14 protein-coding genes are annotated in these 17,450 nt (G+C 49.7%); 6 read left to right on the top strand and 8 right to left on the bottom strand.

Annotation, left to right across the window (positions count from 1 at the left end):
- The first annotated feature begins 33 nt into the window (after positions 1–33).
- Both M0415_RS14370 and M0415_RS14365 read left to right on the top strand, forming a co-directional pair.
- A complete protein-coding gene (locus M0415_RS14370; RefSeq protein WP_086902171.1) occupies positions 34–1,032 on the top strand; it encodes an NAD(P)H-quinone oxidoreductase in 999 nt (332 codons plus the stop codon).
- Positions 1,033–1,354: 322 nt separating this feature from the next.
- Positions 1,355–1,759, top strand: coding sequence for a hypothetical protein (locus M0415_RS14365; RefSeq protein ID WP_086902170.1), 405 nt, complete (start codon positions 1,355–1,357; stop codon positions 1,757–1,759).
- A gap of 110 nt (positions 1,760–1,869) precedes the next feature.
- On the opposite strand, the gene M0415_RS14360 is transcribed toward M0415_RS14365, so the two are convergent.
- The 5 genes from M0415_RS14360 to cutA all read right to left on the bottom strand — a co-directional run bounded on the left by M0415_RS14360 (position 1,870) and on the right by cutA (position 8,427).
- Positions 1,870–2,901, bottom strand: coding sequence for an aldose epimerase family protein (locus tag M0415_RS14360; protein WP_086902169.1), 1,032 nt, complete (start codon positions 2,899–2,901; stop codon positions 1,870–1,872).
- Positions 2,902–3,026: 125 nt separating this feature from the next.
- Positions 3,027–4,172, bottom strand: a complete 1,146-nt coding sequence (gene galK / locus M0415_RS14355) for a galactokinase (protein WP_011625059.1) — start codon at positions 4,170–4,172, stop codon at positions 3,027–3,029.
- Between the two features lie 285 nt (positions 4,173–4,457).
- The gene (locus M0415_RS14350; protein ID WP_249556261.1) at positions 4,458–6,113 is read right to left on the bottom strand and encodes a cation:proton antiporter domain-containing protein; all 1,656 of its coding nucleotides are present in this window, start codon (positions 6,111–6,113) and stop codon (positions 4,458–4,460) included.
- A 152-nt stretch (positions 6,114–6,265) separates the two neighbouring features.
- Positions 6,266–8,107, bottom strand: coding sequence for a protein-disulfide reductase DsbD (locus M0415_RS14345; protein WP_249556260.1), 1,842 nt, complete (start codon positions 8,105–8,107; stop codon positions 6,266–6,268).
- Entirely contained in the window at positions 8,104–8,427 is a 324-nt protein-coding gene (cutA, locus tag M0415_RS14340) for a divalent-cation tolerance protein CutA (protein WP_011718355.1), read from the bottom strand. The genes M0415_RS14345 and cutA overlap by 4 nt, the downstream gene beginning before the upstream one ends.
- A 223-nt stretch (positions 8,428–8,650) precedes the next feature.
- Between cutA and M0415_RS14335 the strand changes: the two genes are divergently transcribed.
- Entirely contained in the window at positions 8,651–9,271 is a 621-nt protein-coding gene (locus tag M0415_RS14335) for an FxsA family protein (protein WP_086902165.1), read from the top strand.
- A 187-nt stretch (positions 9,272–9,458) separates the two neighbouring features.
- On the top strand, positions 9,459–9,839 hold the full coding sequence (locus tag M0415_RS14330; RefSeq protein WP_220053926.1) for a hypothetical protein: 381 nt from the start codon (positions 9,459–9,461) through the stop codon (positions 9,837–9,839).
- Between the two features lie 178 nt (positions 9,840–10,017).
- Here M0415_RS14330 and M0415_RS14325 read toward each other — a convergent pair whose 3' ends face one another.
- Positions 10,018–13,101: an efflux RND transporter permease subunit gene (locus M0415_RS14325; RefSeq protein WP_249556259.1), complete on the bottom strand. Its 3,084-nt coding sequence runs from the start codon at positions 13,099–13,101 to the stop codon at positions 10,018–10,020.
- Between the two features lie 3 nt (positions 13,102–13,104).
- On the bottom strand, positions 13,105–14,187 hold the full coding sequence (locus M0415_RS14320) for an efflux RND transporter periplasmic adaptor subunit (protein WP_086902162.1): 1,083 nt from the start codon (positions 14,185–14,187) through the stop codon (positions 13,105–13,107).
- A 129-nt stretch (positions 14,188–14,316) separates the two neighbouring features.
- Between M0415_RS14320 and M0415_RS14315 the strand changes: the two genes are divergently transcribed.
- A complete protein-coding gene (locus M0415_RS14315) occupies positions 14,317–15,312 on the top strand; it encodes a LysR family transcriptional regulator (protein WP_086902161.1) in 996 nt (331 codons plus the stop codon).
- A 218-nt stretch (positions 15,313–15,530) separates the two neighbouring features.
- On the opposite strand, the gene M0415_RS14310 is transcribed toward M0415_RS14315, so the two are convergent.
- Positions 15,531–16,889: an MATE family efflux transporter gene (locus tag M0415_RS14310; protein WP_086902160.1), complete on the bottom strand. Its 1,359-nt coding sequence runs from the start codon at positions 16,887–16,889 to the stop codon at positions 15,531–15,533.
- Positions 16,890–17,115: 226 nt separating this feature from the next.
- Between M0415_RS14310 and M0415_RS14305 the strand changes: the two genes are divergently transcribed.
- Positions 17,116–17,406 carry a co-chaperone GroES gene (locus tag M0415_RS14305; RefSeq protein ID WP_011071021.1) on the top strand — a complete coding sequence of 97 codons (291 nt, stop codon included), beginning with the start codon at positions 17,116–17,118 and terminating at the stop codon, positions 17,404–17,406.
- Positions 17,407–17,450 lie beyond the last annotated feature (44 nt).

Raw genomic sequence — 17,450 nt, 5'->3', positions numbered from 1 at the left:
CGGCAGTACTCTGTATTCTCCTAGGAGCACGTTATGTCCGAATTACCCCATGATTACACGCATATTTATCTTGAGCAGCCTGGCGAGCCTGAGGTGATGCAGCTGACACGCTCGCCATTGCCCGTACCGAGTGCTGGCCAAGTCTTGATTCGTAACCGCGCAGCCGGGGTGAATGGACCCGATATCAAACAAAGGATGGGAATGTATCCACCACCACCTGGGGCATCGCCGATTATTGGGCTGGAAGTCGCGGGGGAGATCTGCGCCTTGGGCGACGGCGTGACTCAATGGCAGTTAGGAGATAAGGTTTGTGCTTTAGTGCCCGGCGGTGGCTACGGCGAGTACACCTTAACCTATGCTGAGCATTGTTTACCTATTCCACAGGGCTTTTCTGAGGTGCAAGCGGCGGCGCTGCCCGAAACCTTTTTCACTGTGTGGGGCAACCTCTTTATGCGCGCGGGACTCAAGGTGGGTGAAACCGTGTTGATCCACGGTGGTTCGGGTGGCATTGGCAGCACGGCGATTTCCCTCGCTAAGCATCTTGGTGCGACCGTGATTGCGACCACGGGACAGGATGCCAAGCGCGACTATTGCGCCGGATTAGGCGCCCATCTGGTGGTGAACTACAACACCCAGAACTTCGTGGAAGAAGTCATGGCCTTTACCCAAGGCAAGGGCGTCAATGTGGTGTTTGATATTGCTGGTGGCGACTTTATCAACTTGAATCTTCAAGCATTAGCGCTAGATGGCCGCATGGTGTCAGTGTCGACCCAACGTAGCGGTAAGGCTGAGGTGAACATTCTGCAGTTGATGGCCAAACGTATTGTGTGGACCGGGTCAACCTTAAGACCGCAGAGCGTTGCGGCAAAAGCCGAAATCGCCAAGCAATTACGTGAGCAGGTTTGGCCTTTGCTCGATAGCCAGAAAATCGTGCCGCATATCTGTGCCACCTTTCCACTGGCCGAGGCGGCCAAGGCCCATGCGCTGATGCAGTCGGGAGAACATAGAGGCAAAGTTGTATTAACCTTGTGATCCCGCCTGGCTACATCTGCGTAAACGCACTCGCCTCAATCCTTTGATGGAGGCGGGCTGCCGAATTAAAACTTGCTGTGATGTTTTTTTAGACTAAAGTCGTTAATGACAAAATTTTTTAGAGACTTTGGCCGAAATTAATGCGTAATAAGTGAAAATTTCATGGTATGAGGCATTGATTATCGGAAATATTCTGTAAAAATACCCAGTTGAAAACGTCAGAGACTTTCCGGCGCGATTCGTGGATCAAAGCAAGCGACGCTTCGCTTATTCAGACTAAAAAACTCATAGTGTATGTGTTGATTTAAGGGTATTGGCATATATGTATAACACAGCAAAGAAACAGGTTTGGTATGGTGAGCTGAGAACATCGAAGGGCACCGCGATTGTCGTCCATGACAACCAGCTGCCAGAGGCTTCCCCTGGACGAATCTACCTCTACAATACCGAACGTGATGCTATTGTTGAGTATGTAGAAGACATCGTAAAAGTGAACCTACATGACTTAGATGATGCAGCGGTAAAAGCGGCTGAAGCTCAGTTTAGCGGCGCATGGAAAGCAGCTCGAGCTCAATTTATGGGCAAGCATCAAGCTCGTATCGACCTGAACAATGTCAAAGATTCAGGCCCTGTTCGTAAGGCTAAAGCTGAAGTTGAGCCTGAAATTGAAACCGATGCCATTGGCGCCGATTTTGATGAAGATTGGGGCGATGATTTCGACGATTAATACTGAGTTTGCCTAGGGCAAATTTGGTTAAGGTAAGGAATAAATCACTTTATTCCTTACCAGCTTTTCCTTCCTTTATTCGAAAAAACCTATCCCAAAACGCATTCATTTTAGCCTTCAATATCAAATTGATAGCGGCTGATATGATGGTAGATTTTCCCCGGTACTAACCAAGCGTCATCACCCAGTTGGGGTTGATTCGGCGAATCAGGTAATTTTTGCGGCTCAATACACACGCCCTGATAGGCGTTCAAACTTTGTTGATTTCGCCCTAGGGTTCCCGCTAAAAAGTTCGCGCAGTAGAGCTGCACGCCGGGCTGATTGGTAAAGACTGTCATGGCGCGACCACTGACTGGGCTCGATAGGCTGCCAAAGCGGCGCAGTGAATTATCGGGATTGTCCAAGAGATAACAATGATCATAACCTTGAGTGCTGGCTAGCGCCGGATCTTGGAGTTTATCCCCAAGAGTAACGCCCTGAGTTAAATCGAAAATACTGTTTTTGACCTCGGCAATTCCCGTAGGCACACCCACCTCATTCATGGTGAGGTAGCGCGTCGCATCGATTTGCATCCGATGTTGATGATTATTCGGCAGTCCATCGAGGTTGAAGTAGGAATGCTGCGTCAGACTGATGGGGCAAGGTTTATCCACCGAGGCGAGGATTTCCACATAGAGATTATTGGCTGCGAGGCGATAGTCTAACTGGACAGTGCAATTGCCGGGGAAACCCATGTCGCCATCTGGGCTGACTAACGATAAACGCACACCGTCGGGAAGTTGGCCTAAGTGCCAGTTTTTTCGATTAAAACCTTCGCGGCCACCGTGCAAGCAGTTGTTAGCCTGATTGATATCCAGTTGATATTCATGCCCTTGATATTGCATCTTGCCCATCGCAATACGGTTGGCAAAGCGCCCTGCAATAGCGCCAAGGTGGGCGTTTTGGGTTAGATAATCTTCGGCACTGTCGCAGCCAAGCACGATATTGGCGCGTTGCCCCTGTTTATCGGGCGTCCAAAGTGAGCGAATAATGCCACCTAAGCTGAGCACTTCTAAGGCGATGATGCCATTGTCTATCCGCACACGTTCGATTTCACCGCCGCGGGGATCGGTCCAAGGATCTAGTACACTGAAACGCACCATTTAGCTTCCCTCTAATGTGATTTAACCGCTTGATTTTGCCTCTTAAAAACAACAAATACCATAGGATTCAAGGTTGAATTCGTATGGTATTTGTTTGGAAGAATGGATTGAGCGTGATTGACGGACTAGCTGTCGATGCGCCCAGCGCCCGCACTCGCCGAGCAGAGATACACAGTGGCATCGATTCCGGTCTGCTCATAAAATGCATGCTCGACCGCCGAGACTACGGCATCGGTGAGTTCGTGATCCACTAAGGCGACAACACAACCGTCGGTCATGCGAATGCCGCCACGCTCTCCAATCACTTGGCCGACTATGTCTACCAAAGTGTCAAATTCGGGCAGTGTCACCTCAAAATCATCCCGCAGGGATTGATGGGACTGTGCCATTAACAAACTGAATTTAGATAGATTATTTTGCTCTAGCGCCCGAGCAGCACTCTGAGTGCGTTTGTTTTCGGTGACGACGTGTTTGGCACGGCGATACAGGGTGTCATCCAATTGATCTTTAGCACTTTCGAGCTGGCGCAGGTCGAGGTGGCGCAGGGCATCGAGGCCAAAAAAGTCGGCAGCCTGTGCGCATTCTTCGCGGCGTTGTTGATTTATCGCCGCCAGACGTTGTTTCTCGATATGGGCATCGATAATGATCAGGCTGAGGTTTTCAGGGATCGCAATAGGCTCGCTATCCAGATCCAGACAATCGATGAGCAAGGCATGATCCGGTTCGCCCATGGCGCAGATCATATGGTCCATAATGCTGCAAGCCGATGAGACATAACGATATTCACCGCGCTGAGCGAGTTGTGCTACCGCCATAGGGGATAAATGCAGTTGGCTGCTGTCGCTAATGGCGGTACCAAAGGCGACGACTAAGGCGCCGGAGGAAGACAGGCCCGCGGCTAATGGCACATCGCCGACAACCGCCAAGTCTAACCCTTTGGCGATAAGCCCTGTGTTGGCCATGGCTACTGTCAGGCCTTTGAGATAATTGACCCAACCATCTTCGGGATTGATTTCGGTGTCTTTACCGAAGCTCCATTCCTTGATTTGTCCCGGAAAGGCGTCGGCAACGGCGCGAAACTTATTGTCCTCTCGGCGCTTAACAGCAATCACAGTATGAAAATTAATGGCGGCGGGCAACACGAAGCCGTCGTTGTAATCCGTATATTCACCGATCAAATTAACCCGACCTGGGGCTTGGTATAAATCATCGGCTTTAGTGCCAAAGGTTTGGACAAATAACTTAGTGGCGCGCTGCGCAGGGTTCGACATGCTGAGAAGACTTCCAAAAAAGCTGAGCTAAATTGCGTTCTTGTCTTCGATTTATATCACGACTAACTCGGCCTTGTAACTGAGATTTTGTAGGGTATAGACGATAGTCTCGTTAGGGAAAATCGATACAGAACAAGCAACCGATTAGTTCTGCCTAGCGAATCACTGCAATTAGTTGATTTTGATTGTTTTTGACATTTTAAGGGGAGAGGTAAGTTGGCTCAGGAAGTTTAATTTCCTGAGCCAACATCAGCCTAAATAAGATGATTTTTATTCAAGGCTAGATTAGACAGAGCCAGAGGTCGCGTTAGCGTTGATTGGTGACTTGTCGGCATTGGCTTCGGCCTCTGCGCGGGTTTCTGAATCGGGTAATAACTCATGGATCACATGGTCGACAAAACCCGCCCCCGCCGCTTCGTACAAGTTATACACGCTGTGTACGCCAGAGGTTCTCAGCGAGGCGGCATCATCGCCGTATTGTACGATGGCGCTGAGTTTACCTTGATAGTTCAGCTTCTTAAGCTGCTCAACGGCGAACAGATTACCCGCATGGTGCGGCATGGCCAGCAGCACTAACTCAAGATTTGGCGCTCTGTCGAGCTTTTCCCAAAAGTCGGTATCCGCGGCGTCACCTTGCACTACGTTGCGGCCATTGGCTCGGTGTAAATCCACCAATTCTTGCTTGTGTTCAATCCCGAGGATTTCACCATCGAAACGCGCGCGCAGTTCGTCGTAGGCACCGCTACCAATACGACCCATACCTAAGATTAAAAAGCGCGGATTGCCAATGGCAATCGGTCTGTCTTCAGGGTGCAGTGGTGGCTTCTCGAGTCGTACCAGACGTTGTTGGAATCGTTGGTAAATATTCCCCACCGCCGTATTGAGTGGCGCGGCAAATAGGAAGCTGAAACTTAAGGCAACGGCGATAATCACCAGCCATTGTGGTGGTAGCCAACCTTTGCTGGTGGCGACTGCTGCGACGATAAGGCCGAACTCAGAGAAGTTACCTAAGTTAAATGAGGCCAGCATAGAGGTGCGCGAACGCAGTTTAAATCGCGTCAGAAGGTAGACGAACAACAGGATTTTTAACGGCACTAACAGCACTAACAAGGCCGCGAGTACCACATCGGATACCGTAGGTAAGCCATTGAGACCAATGGTTAGGAAGAAGGCAACAAGGAAGAGTTCTTTAAAGTAGAACAGTGATTTAGCTAGCTCTGAGGCCTTTTTATGCCCTGCGAGTAAAATCCCTATGATAAGCGCGCCAAGATCCGGTTTGAGGCCGACGGACTCAAACAACCAAGCGCCGACAACCAGCGCCATCACTAATCCGAATAACACTAAGAGTTCGCCGTGACCAACACGGTCGAAGGCTTTGTAAATCAGTGGTTTTGCTAGAGGTAATAGCAATAACGCCAGTGCCCAAACCGATGGAACAGCGCCCTTAGAAATGGTTAAGAAGATGACGGCAAAAATATCCTGCATAATCAGGATACCAATGGCAACACGGCCATAGAGGGACTGCACGTCGCCTTTATCTTCCAATACCTTAATCGCGAATACCGTACTGGAGAAGCTGAGCGCAAAGGCGATTAATGACAGTTGTGCAATGCCCAAACCATCGAGTTGGCTAAGGCCAATAAAGCCGAAGATTTTGAGGATAGGAATAAATAGCACCATGGAGAGCACTAAATGTATGCTCGACCCGGCCCAGACTTCGGCCTTAAAGAGGCTGCGAATATCCAGTTTAAGACCAATGGCAAAGAGTAATAAGGTGACCCCGAGGTTAGCGAGTTCTTGTAGCAGGGGCAGGCTTTCTTTCTCAATACCAAAAACAAAGAGTACAAAGCCTGCCACTAAGTAGCCGATCAGGGGAGGCAGCCCTATGCGGCTAACCAGCATGCCGCAGATAAGTGTAATGATGAGAATAGCCGGTTCCATAATGCTCCAATCTAAAAAGTCCACGTTAAACAGGGATTGTATAAGAAATCGATGACAGCGTGATAAAAAAGCGGACTTTTAATGAAAAAAGTCCGCTTTTTATTGGTTTTACGCTAAAACGGCGTAGAGATAAACTGACGTTTTAGTTGAGATTATTTCACTAAGTGATCTAAATGGGCGGCAAATTCCTTCGGTCCCATAAAGCCTGTCACTCTTAAATCTTCCCTTTGCTCGCCTTGCTCGTTAAACATTAGCAGCGTCGGCAGGCCCAGTACGTTGTATTTCTCTAGCAGTGCTACATCTATGGCATCGCTCTTAGTCACGTCGGCCTGTAATAACACTATCTTGTTCATCCGCACTAGCACTTCGGCGTCCTTAAAGGTGATGGCCTCAAACTCTTTACAGGCCACACACCAATCGGCGTAGAGATCCAGCATCACAGGCTTACCCGCAGCGGTTGCGGCGGCGATTTCACGGTCTAAATCTTCAATAGATTTAATCCGTTTAAAGCCGTGCTCCTGCTCGGTTGTCGCCACAGTGCCCATTGGCGCATGGGTAAAACCAAAGTGGCCCATAACTGCTTGGAAACCGTAGGAGAAACTGGCCAGCAGTGTGAGCGTCAGCAGCACTGAGCGCACGGTTTGCTTCCAGTTGAAGGCACTGAGTTTGTTTTGGTGCATCAGATAGCCGGTGAAGCTAATGCCCCAGAGCGACCAGAGCACATCGGAAACCACACCCGTCCAAATACGGCCAAGCATCACAATCGATACCGCAATCAGGAGGAAACCGAACACGGTTTTAATGATGTTCATCCAAGCGCCAGCGCGTGGCAGTAACTTACCACCCGAGGTACCAATGATAAGTAGCGGCACACCCATACCCATGCTCAGCACGTAGAGCGCGAGGAAACCTTGCAATAAATCACCGGTTTGCGCCACATAAACTAGGGCGCCTGAAAGTGGAGCCGTTGTACAAGGTGAGGCCACTAATCCGGAGATCACCCCCATCAAAAACACGCCAACTAAATTGCCGCCCTTTTGATTGTTTGAAATTGAGTTCATCTTCTCCTGCCAGCTAGAAGGCAGTTTGAGATCGTACAAGCCAAACATGGATAAACTGAGTACAAAGAACAGGATAGCTAAAAAGATCAGCACAGCGGGATGTTGCAGTGCTGCTTGATATTTCATCCCCGCAGAGGCAACCACTAGACCTAAAATCGAGTAGGTGATCGCCATACCTTGCACATAGGCCATCGACAGGGTGAAGGCCTTAGCGGTCGAGAGTTTTTGACCTTGGCCAACAATAATGCCCGATAGGATCGGATACATAGGGAAGACGCAAGGCGTGAGCGCCAGACCAATCCCTAGGCCGAAGAAGATCACTAAGGTCCAGAGCAAACTGTCGTTAGACAGCATCTGGCTTAGGCTATCCTGCTGGGTAATAGGTTGGCTTGGTGCACTGCCGGTTTGCTTAGCGTCAGCAGTGGCGGCAGACTCAGTATTTTCGTTGCTGTCTGCGCCAGTTGCGATTTGCCCATCATTGGCCGCGACGGCTTTTAGGGTGACATCGCGCTTGGTCGGTGGATAACAGAGTTTACCCTCGGCGCAGCCCATAAAGGTCACGGTTAAGGTGCCGTTATCATCGGCTTGTTTCAGGCCAACGGGAATATCGATATAGGTGTAGTAAACCTCTTGCTCACCGAAATATTCGTCGTTGTGGGGTTTGCCCTTTGGCAGGTCTATGGTGCCAAGTTCGGCGCCATTGACACTAAACTTAAGCTTATCTCGGTACATGTAGTAGCCGTCGGCAATGACCCAATTGAGGGTGACCTTATTGCCTTCCTGCTTAAAATCGAAGGCAAAGGCTTGATCGACAGGCATTAACTCTGGCTCACTTTTTAGAAAACCGAAGCTATTGGCGAAGACATTGCTACTTTGAGTTAAGGGCGCAAGCAGCAGTAATGCAGTGAAGATAAAGCTAAGTAGTTTTTTCATGGCTGAGTGTTATCTTTTATCCAATCTAAATAGGCTGGTAGCCCGTGAGTGACGGGTACGGCAATAATTTCAGGCACTTGATAAGGGTGGAGTTGAAGCACAAGCTGTTCTAACTCGGCATAGCGGCTTTGTAAACATTTAATGTGTAAGCTAATTTCTTGCTCCTCACAGATTTTTCCTTCCCATGCATACACTGAGCGGATCGGCGCCGAGATGTGCACGCAAGCGGCGATACGCGCTTCCACTAAGGCGTGGGCGATGCGCTTTGCCTGAACTTCATCTGGGCAACTGGTGCTGACCACTAAATACTGAGCTTGCATGGTGTGAGGTATCGTCCCTTAACAATCTTAAACTTCGCTTAAGCCTATTAGGCTAAGCTACTTTACGTGCTTTTATGGTCTCATACATTAACCGGGTAACAAAAGAGTGAGCTAAATATCAGAAGTTTCACTCCTTTACAGACAGCTCCTGCCGAATGACTTGAATTAAGACCGGATAGCCCCCATTTAGTTTTCAAGTAAGCGAGATAAATCTGAGGTCGGTATGTTTTTAATCCTGTTTTTATTATTTGTGCTGATCCCAGTTGTCGAACTGTCAGTGTTAATTCGTGTGGGCGAAGTGCTCGGCACTTGGACCACCATTGGTCTGGTGTTATTCACTGCCGTGTTGGGCGTGTCCCTCGTGCGTAGCCAAGGGCTGAGCACGCTAATGCAAGTACAGCAAAAACTCACGCGAGGCGAGGCGCCTGGGCAGGAAATTGTCGAAGGCATGATGTTGGCTATGGCGGGGGTATTGCTGGTTATCCCAGGCTTTGTGACTGATTTTATTGGCCTACTGTTACTCACACCCTTAACGCGTCGCCCGATTGCCGCTTTAGTGTTTAAGCGTATGCAGCTACGGGTGGTATCCGGTTTACAGGGCGGAATGCACGGCGGTTTTGGTGCTGGCCCATTTGGACCGCATTCTGGCTCGCAATCGAATCCATTTGGGCAGAATCCCTTCGAGCAACATACTCACTCCGACGGCAATGTGTACGAAGGGGACTTTGAGCATAAGGCTGATCCGAGCGATAAACGTCCCGAGAGTCATCAATTAACGGATAGAGGCGGTGACGCGAAAGTGCATGAGCCTAACGACACTCAGCCCAAAGATCCAAAATCTTAACCATTTATCCTGACAGATTAAGCCGTTACTCACGCAATATTCTACAAGCTCCCACTGGTGCAAACCTCTGGGAGCTTATTTTTATGCGCGTTGTCGCAATCGTTGTAGTGGGTAGCTTAAGTCGGTTTGCTTCAACTTAGCGACGTACTATAGTAAAGCTCGAACATATTATTCATGGAGGTTGAATATGAGTCTGACTAAGTTAAAGCTGATTTCGGGATTGTTGTCTGTCGTAACTTGCTCGCTGATTACCTATAGCGCAGTCGCAGGGCCCTTAGATCCTAATTGCGATCCTGAAAAAGTCGCTAAAAATGCGGCGGTCAAGGCGACTACGGGCGTGAGTGGCCGCTGTACACCGGAAAAAGCCGCCGAACGTACGGCGAAAGATGCTAAAGATGCCGTTGGCGATGCCAAGGATAAAGTCACTGATTCGGTCAGTGATAAGGTCGATGATATCAAACCAGACGATAAGTTATCCGACAAAGCCGCCGATGCACTAAAGCAAGACAAGCATGATAAAAAAGAGGGTGTCGATGCCAAGAAAGTGGTGAAAAAGGTCGTCAACTAACACTTAGCACTATCGCCGTCCGCCCTTACTGCGCCTAGATTTTGTCGATAACCAAGATGAAATCTAGGCGTTTTTGTTTTCGAGGTTTAAGTGGTTAATTGAAGGGAAGAAAGGGCCAATCGATGAGTAATACCACATCGATCGGCCACGCCGGGAAGCGTTTAGGGGGAGTGACGAACTAGTGCTGCTCGCTCGCCACCGCATTCGGTTTGATATTAAAGGCCAAGCTGTACATTACTGGCAGTACGATAAGGGTCAGCAGCGACGCAAAACCTAAACCAAAGATGATAGTGATCGCCATGGAGCCGAAAAAGGCGTCGGGGATCAGCGGGATCATCCCGAGCATGGTCGTGATCGCCGCCATCATCACAGGACGTACACGGCTGACGCTCGAATCGACTAAGGCGATATAGGCAGGCTTGCCTTCGTCGAGTTCTAGGTTGATTTGATCGACTAACACAATGCCGTTTTTAATCACCATGCCCGATAGACTCAGCAGCCCCAGCAGTGCCATAAAGCTAAAGGGCGCGTCGAAAATCAGTAATCCCGCCGAGACCCCAATCAAGGCCAGTGGCACGGTAAACCAAATCACTAAGGGTTGGCGTACCGAGTTAAACAGGAACACTGTGATTAAAAACATCGCCAAGTAACCCAATGGAATCGAGCTAAATACCGCAGTTTGGGCTTCGCCAGCGGTCTCATACTCGCCGCCCCACTCGAGGTGATAACCCGCGGGAAGACTGATGACTTCAACCTTATCCTTCACTTTACGTAGCACAGAATCGGCGGTTTCATCGCTGCCAAGCTTTGGATCGGCCAGAACCGCTAACATCCGCATCCGGTCGCGACGCTTCACCAACGGGTTTTCCCACTGGGTTTCGAACTGGCTCACCACTTGGGTGGCTGGCACGAAGGTGTTGTGCTCGGTACTCCAAATTTGCAGTTTCCACAGGCTGTCGGCCTGTAAGCGCTCTTCGGCGGGCGCACGGGCAACGATAGGCAGCAAATGGCTGGTTTCACGGTACAGGCCAATCTGTTTGCCGCTAAAGTTGATGAGCAGTGCGTTATCCAGATCTTGCTTACTGATCCCGGTTTCCCTCGCCTGAGCATTTTGCAGCTGCGGGCGGATCAGCGGCACTTGATTGCGCCAGTCATGGCGAACACCGTCCATCGTTGGTTCTGCATGGAAAATCGCTTCGGCCTGCGCGCCTAATGCACGCAGCACTTCGGGGTCATCACCGTAGAAACGAGCCTCAATCTTCGCGGCGGGAGACGGGCCGTTTTCCATATTCTTGAATCGATATTGCGCCTGCGGGAATCGTTTATTTAACTGTCCTTCTAACTCAGACATATAGACTTTGAGCGACGCTAAATCCTCCATCTCGATGATCAACTGGGCAAAGGCGGGGTAGCCTTTCTCGGGTTGATAGGGCAGGACGAAACGCTGCGCACCTTGGCCAATCACTGTGGTTAAGTGTTTTAGGCCGCTGTGTTGTTCCTCGGCTTGCTTGAGTAGCATCTGCTCAATATCGGCGGTAAAGCGTTCTGTGCCTTTGATATCCGTGCCTTCAGGCATCCAAATATCCACAAAGAAGATTGGCGTATTTGACGCTGGGAAGAACACATTTTTGATATGCCCAAAGCCAATTACCGCAGTAACGAGCATGGCACCGACCAAGAGAATACTGGTGAGCCTAAAACGCAGGGCAAAGGTTAAACTCGCGCGGTATAAGCTAAAGAACCAGCCCTTGTATGGGTCCTGTTCTTCATCGTCTGCTGGTGCATCTTTAAAGAGCAAGTGGCAGAAGAAAGGTGTCAGGGTGATCGCAGTAATCCAACTGATAAATAAAGAGATCATTAACACTTGGAACAGGGAGCGACAAAACTCACCGGCGGCATTTTGTGATAAACCAATCGGCGCAAAGGCGATAATCGCGATCACTGTGGCGCCAAGTAGCGGCCACTGGGTTTGCGACACAATTTGTTTTGCGGCTTCGAGGCGAGTCTTACCCCGGCGCAGGCCAATCAGAATACCTTCCGTCACCACAATGGCGTTATCGACCAGCATACCAAGCGCGATGATCAGGGCGCCGAGGGAGATGAGTTGCAGCTCAATGCCCAGTACTTTCATCACGATAAAAGTGCCGAGAATGGTCAGCAGCAGGATTAATCCCATCAGTAAGCCAGAGCGTAAGCCCATAAACAGCAATAGCACGGCAATAACGATGGCAATCGATTCTAATAGGTTGATTAAAAAGCCATTAACTGTGTCATCTACCGCCAGACTCTGGTTATAAACCGTGTCTAGGTTCATCCCAATCGGCCGCTGTGATTCTAGCTCGGAAAGGCGCTGGCTAACGCTTTTACCCACTTCAACCACGTTAACGCCGCTTGAGAAGGAAATCCCCAGTGATAAAGCTGTCTCGCCACGGTTGTGATAGAGCACACTCGGGGTCTCGTCGTAATCTTTCTCAATATTGGCAATATCCCCTAAATAAATGAGTTCGGTGCTACCCGGTGGGCTGACAATCAGACGCGCCAGATCCTGCACACTGCTGAATTCACCCGTAGGGTGGATACGAATGCGATTATCGCCAACGACTAAACTCCCGGCGTTGGATACTACGTTTTGGTTGTTGATAAGACCGTAGATATAGTTTTGATCTAGCCCCAGTGCCGAGAGTTTTTGCTGTGATATTTCAATCACCACTTGCTCGGTTACACTGCCCGCGACTGAGACTTTTTTCACCCCTGGCACTAGCACTAATTCGCGGCGCAAATAGTCGGCATAGTTGGTTAATTCGCGGTTGCTGTAATCCGGGCCTGAGAGGTTAAACAAAATCCCATAGACGTCGCCAAAGTCGTCATAGACCTTGGGCGAGGTGCTGCCGGGGGGCAGTTGTCCTGCGGTATCGTTAACCTTACGGCGCACTTCATCCCACACCTGTGGCAGGCTGGTTTTGTCGTAGGTTTCTTTAATCTCAATTTGGATCTGCGACAGGCCTGCACTGTTGATTGAGGTCACGTGCTTAACCGCATCGAGCTGCTGTAATGCATCTTCGAGGGGCAGGGTCACCTCCTCTTCGACTTGCTCGGGGGATGCGCCCGGGTAAGCGGTGATCACTAGGGCTTCTTTAATGGTAAATTCGGGAAATTCTAATTGCCCAAGGCCCGTAAAACTGACGCCGCCACCCACGAGTAGCAGCAACACAAACATCCAGCTGATGACTTTGTGGCGAATGGAATACTCAGCAATATTCATGAATTACACTCCGCGCTGCCAGCGTAGTGGTTTGACTTTCATCCCGTCGGATAACTGGGAAACTCCTGCACTCACAATCAAGTCGCCCTTGTTGATGCCGCCTAAGACTTCGATGCCTTGAGTAGTGACACGCCCTAAGGTGACGGCTGTGGGTTTCACTTCACCCGACTGAGACTGATACACCCACACTTGAACTTGGCCGTCTTGGTCGCGTTTATCGATGGCGGTGACTGGCACTATGGCCGACGCGGTTTGATCTGGTGTTTTTACTAAGGCGAGGGTTAACTCGGCGCTCATGCCAGGAAGTAACTGAATATCTTTAGGTTGCGGTAACGAAAACACCACTTCATAGGCCTGAGTACCCGGGGTCACTTGGGTCGAGTATTCTTTGAATTTCGCATCAAACTCCATGTCTGCTAATGCGCTAAAACGCACCTTAGCGGTAAAGTTTTGCTGCTGAATATAGTTGTTTAGGCTCGCCGCCATCGCTTCGGGGACTTGAATGCTGACATCAAGCAAACTGTTGTTTTGCAGCGTTAAAATCCCTTGGTTGGCCTGCACAATTTGGTGGTTATCCACTAAACGTTTGGCCACAGTGCCACTAAAGGGAGCGATAAGCTTGGTATAACTTAACTGGTCACGGGCGGCGGCTAAGGCGGCTTTGGCCGATTTAAGTTGCGCTTGGGCGCTATCAAACTCGGCTTGAGAGATTAATTTGCGTTTGAGGAGTTCGGTTTTACGCTGAAAATCCGCCTCTAAGAGCTCATGATCCGCTTCGCGGGTCATTAAATTGTTATAGGCATCCCTGTCATCGAGTTTAGCCAACAGGCTACCTTGACGGATCTGTTGTCCTTCCACTAATGCCAGAACCGTCAGTTCGCCGGAAATTCTAAAGGATAATTCAGCGCGGCTATTAGCACTGACGCGCGCCGGAAACGTCCTTAAATTTCCCCCTTCGAGTTGCTCAACTTCAAAGAGTTTTACTGGACGAATGGCACTCGCCTGTACCGAGCTTTCCGCTGGAGTGCAAGCTGTGAGCACGGCTGGCAATAAAGCCGCTAGGGGAAGCAGTCGATATGATTTCATGGTCAGGGAGTCCTCGATAACAATTTATCAGCATTTTAGGGACGCGAAGATAACAGCTAAATTTGTTGCAATAAACGGGATACTTTGGGATTATGAGTCCCACATAATGAGATTGAAATTAAGTTAAAAATGAAGACAGAGGACTTAGCGTTATTTCACCGCATAGCCGAAACTGGTAGTTTGATCGAAGCTGCTGATTTGCTTAACTTACCTAAATCGACCGTGAGCCGCCGTTTACAGGCGTTGGAAGATGAACTGAATATCAAGCTATTCCACCGCCAGAGTCGCTCGATGACGCTGACCTCAGCGGGAAGCCATTTTTACCATAGATCGCAAAACATTTTGGCGCAGCTCGACGAAACCCTGTTTGAGATGACTAACGAAGATGCTGAGATCAGTGGCCATCTTCGCATTCAAATGTTTCCTATCCACAGCATGAATGTACTGATGCACGCCATTTTCCGCTTTATGGATCTGCACCCTAAGTTGACCGTTGAAGTGATCAACAGCGCTGAATCCGTGGATATGGTGAAGAATAACCTCGATGTGGCCTTTGTGGTCGAGCCTGCATTGGACACCTTAGACCTAGTAGTGCGCCCCATCTTCACCACAGATCTGCGCTTTTATGCCAGTCCCCAATACCTCGCCGAGCACGGTACGCCGCGGACGCCACAGGAGATTGAGTCCCATAACGTGGCCTTGTTTAGGCTATCGAACGGCAAAATCTTCAATGAGTTATGGATTGGTGCCGAAGAAGAAGTGCGGGTCAGAGGCAATTTCTGCTCTAACAGTGTCGAAGTGGCGGTGGAGTTTGCTCTACAAGGCCGAGGCATAGTGTATGCCCCGACCGAAGTGGTGGTCGAGCATGTGTCTAACGGCCAATTAGTCACCCTGTTACCCGAGATTGACCCACATCCCGGGGAATGTTATTTGGCTTATCCTTCAAGACGTTATGTTAGTCTTGCCTGTCGCCGCTTTATCGACTTTATCATGCAAGAGTTGGCGCCAGAGGGCGTGCCGACCAATATGAGTGCCGAAGGTAATTTGGGGCGTCGCTCCTGCAAACCCTCGGAAGAACCGTTCCCGCCGAATGATGTCCGTTTTCGCCTGAAACACGCGGTGTAATCAGGCGTCTCTCAATGGCTAAGTTACCGCGGATACTGTGGCAGTGTGTGCAGTATGTGTGGCCACTTAGCCAGCGCCAGTGGCGCAGCAAATCGTCGCCGTTTGTGCCTTGATATGAGCCTGTTTTTCTTAACTTTCCTTAACGGCCGCGACCTTAGCTGCGGCCTTTTACGCTAAATCTTGCAGAGTTAGATCTTGCAGAGTTAGATCTTGCAGAGTTAGATTGCGTCGGCGGTTGTGACCTTGGTCGGCTCGCAAATACGCTGCGCAAGATAGTAACAGGCAATCCCCATCAAGAGATTCGTTATCGGCAGCGCCAGCAATAAGCCTTTCACGCCATCGATATAGGATCCCAGCGCCGCCAGTGGCAGCATCAGCAGCACTAAACGGCACAGGTTAATCACTAACGAACTCATGGGTCTGTGGTACGCATTGAGCGCCGTGGCAAAGATAATCACTATGCCCAAGGGGCCGTATGCGCAGGGCAGCACCAGAATATAAAAGCTTAACCACTCTAGTACCTGCGGATCGGTGCTGAATAAATGGGCGATAGGCTGAGCCAAAAACGCCAGCGGAATATAGAGTAAGGTTTGGAATACTAAGATAAATTTCAGCGATAACAGCAGTGCCTGTTTGGCCCTTTGCGGCTGCCCAGCACCGAGGTTTTGCGCGATAAACGGCATTAAGCTCGACGAGAGCGCCATCACTACAATCAAGAGCACCGACTCTAAGCGCGTGCCCGCACCAAAGGCAGCGACGGCGCTGTGGTCGATATGCGCCAGCATTGCCATAATCACCGCATTGGCGAGTGGATTGATTAAATTCATCAGAGCCGCTGGCTGGGCGATATGGGCGAGCTTACTCCAGTTGGCGCGCATTCTATCGATATCAAATGCCGCCCACTCCAACATATTGCGCTTAATAATCAACAAATAACCCGAGAGCGATAGGGCTACCAGCCAGGAGCACAGTGTCGCTATTGCTGCGCCTTGGATCTCTAAGCGCGGAAAAGGCCCGATACCGAAGATTAATAAAGGGTCGAGAATTAAGTTGATGATCGCCGCCAGCGCCATAATCATCGCGGGGGAGCGGGTATCTCCGGTCGAGCGTAATCCCTGATTCCCCACCATCAATAACACTAACAGTGGCGCACCCACATACCAATACACCATATAGTCGTGGATCAGCGGCAGGCTGGTGTCATTGGCGCCAAGCAAGCTAAACAGTGGCTTAATAAAAATGCTACCCAGGGCGGATAAACTGGCGATCAGGATAAAGGTCAGCAGAAGCGCATCGTGCAAAAACACTTTGGCACGTGGGGCATTGCCCGAGCCAATCAGCCTGCCAAGGTTGGTCGATACGCCAGCGCCAATCCCAATCGCAATGCTGGAAATAATCAAGGTCACTGGAAAGGTAAAACTGATCGCCGCTAAGGCTTCTGTTCCTAACTGGCTGATAAAAAAAGTGTCAGCGAGGCTAAAACCCAGAATGGTCATAATGCCAATCAAGTTAGGGAGGCTCATGTTGAGCAGTACACGACCAATTGGCGCGCTAAGCAGCCCGTGTCTGTCTTGCATGGGGAAATGGTGCCTTGTTTGCGAGCGGAGGCGGAATTCTAGCAGGATTGTGCTCGCTTGAAAAAACTGACATCAAAAAAATGAATTTTTTTTTGTAAAGGCACTTGGATCTGGCGAGGGCTAACCCCATATCACAGACATCAAAGGGGACGGCGAATACGCTTCCTCTTTTTCATCACAAAATCGCCTCGATTGTTGGGCATTAAATCATTAGGAGAGTTCATAGATGAATATTCGTCCATTACATGACCGCGTAATCGTTAAGCGTTTAGAAGTTGAATCAACTTCAGCGGGTGGCATTGTATTAACCGGTAGCGCCGCTGAAAAATCGACTCGCGGAGAAGTACTGGCAGTAGGCAACGGCCGTATTCTCGAAAATGGCACTGTAAGACCACTGGATGTGAAAGTAGGTGATGTAGTGATCTTCAATGAAGGTTACGGTGTGAAGAAAGAAAAAATCGACGGTCAAGAAGTCTTGATCCTGTCAGAAGCTGACCTGATGGCCATCGTAGGTTAATCCACGACATCAATTCGACATTCCAATTAATCATCAAAAATTTA

Origin of the sequence: Shewanella sp. 10B, from assembly GCF_023475885.1 — a bacterium.
Classification (GTDB): Bacteria; Pseudomonadota; Gammaproteobacteria; order Enterobacterales; family Shewanellaceae; genus Shewanella; species Shewanella mangrovisoli.
This window is presented reverse-complemented; position numbering and strand designations above follow the sequence as displayed.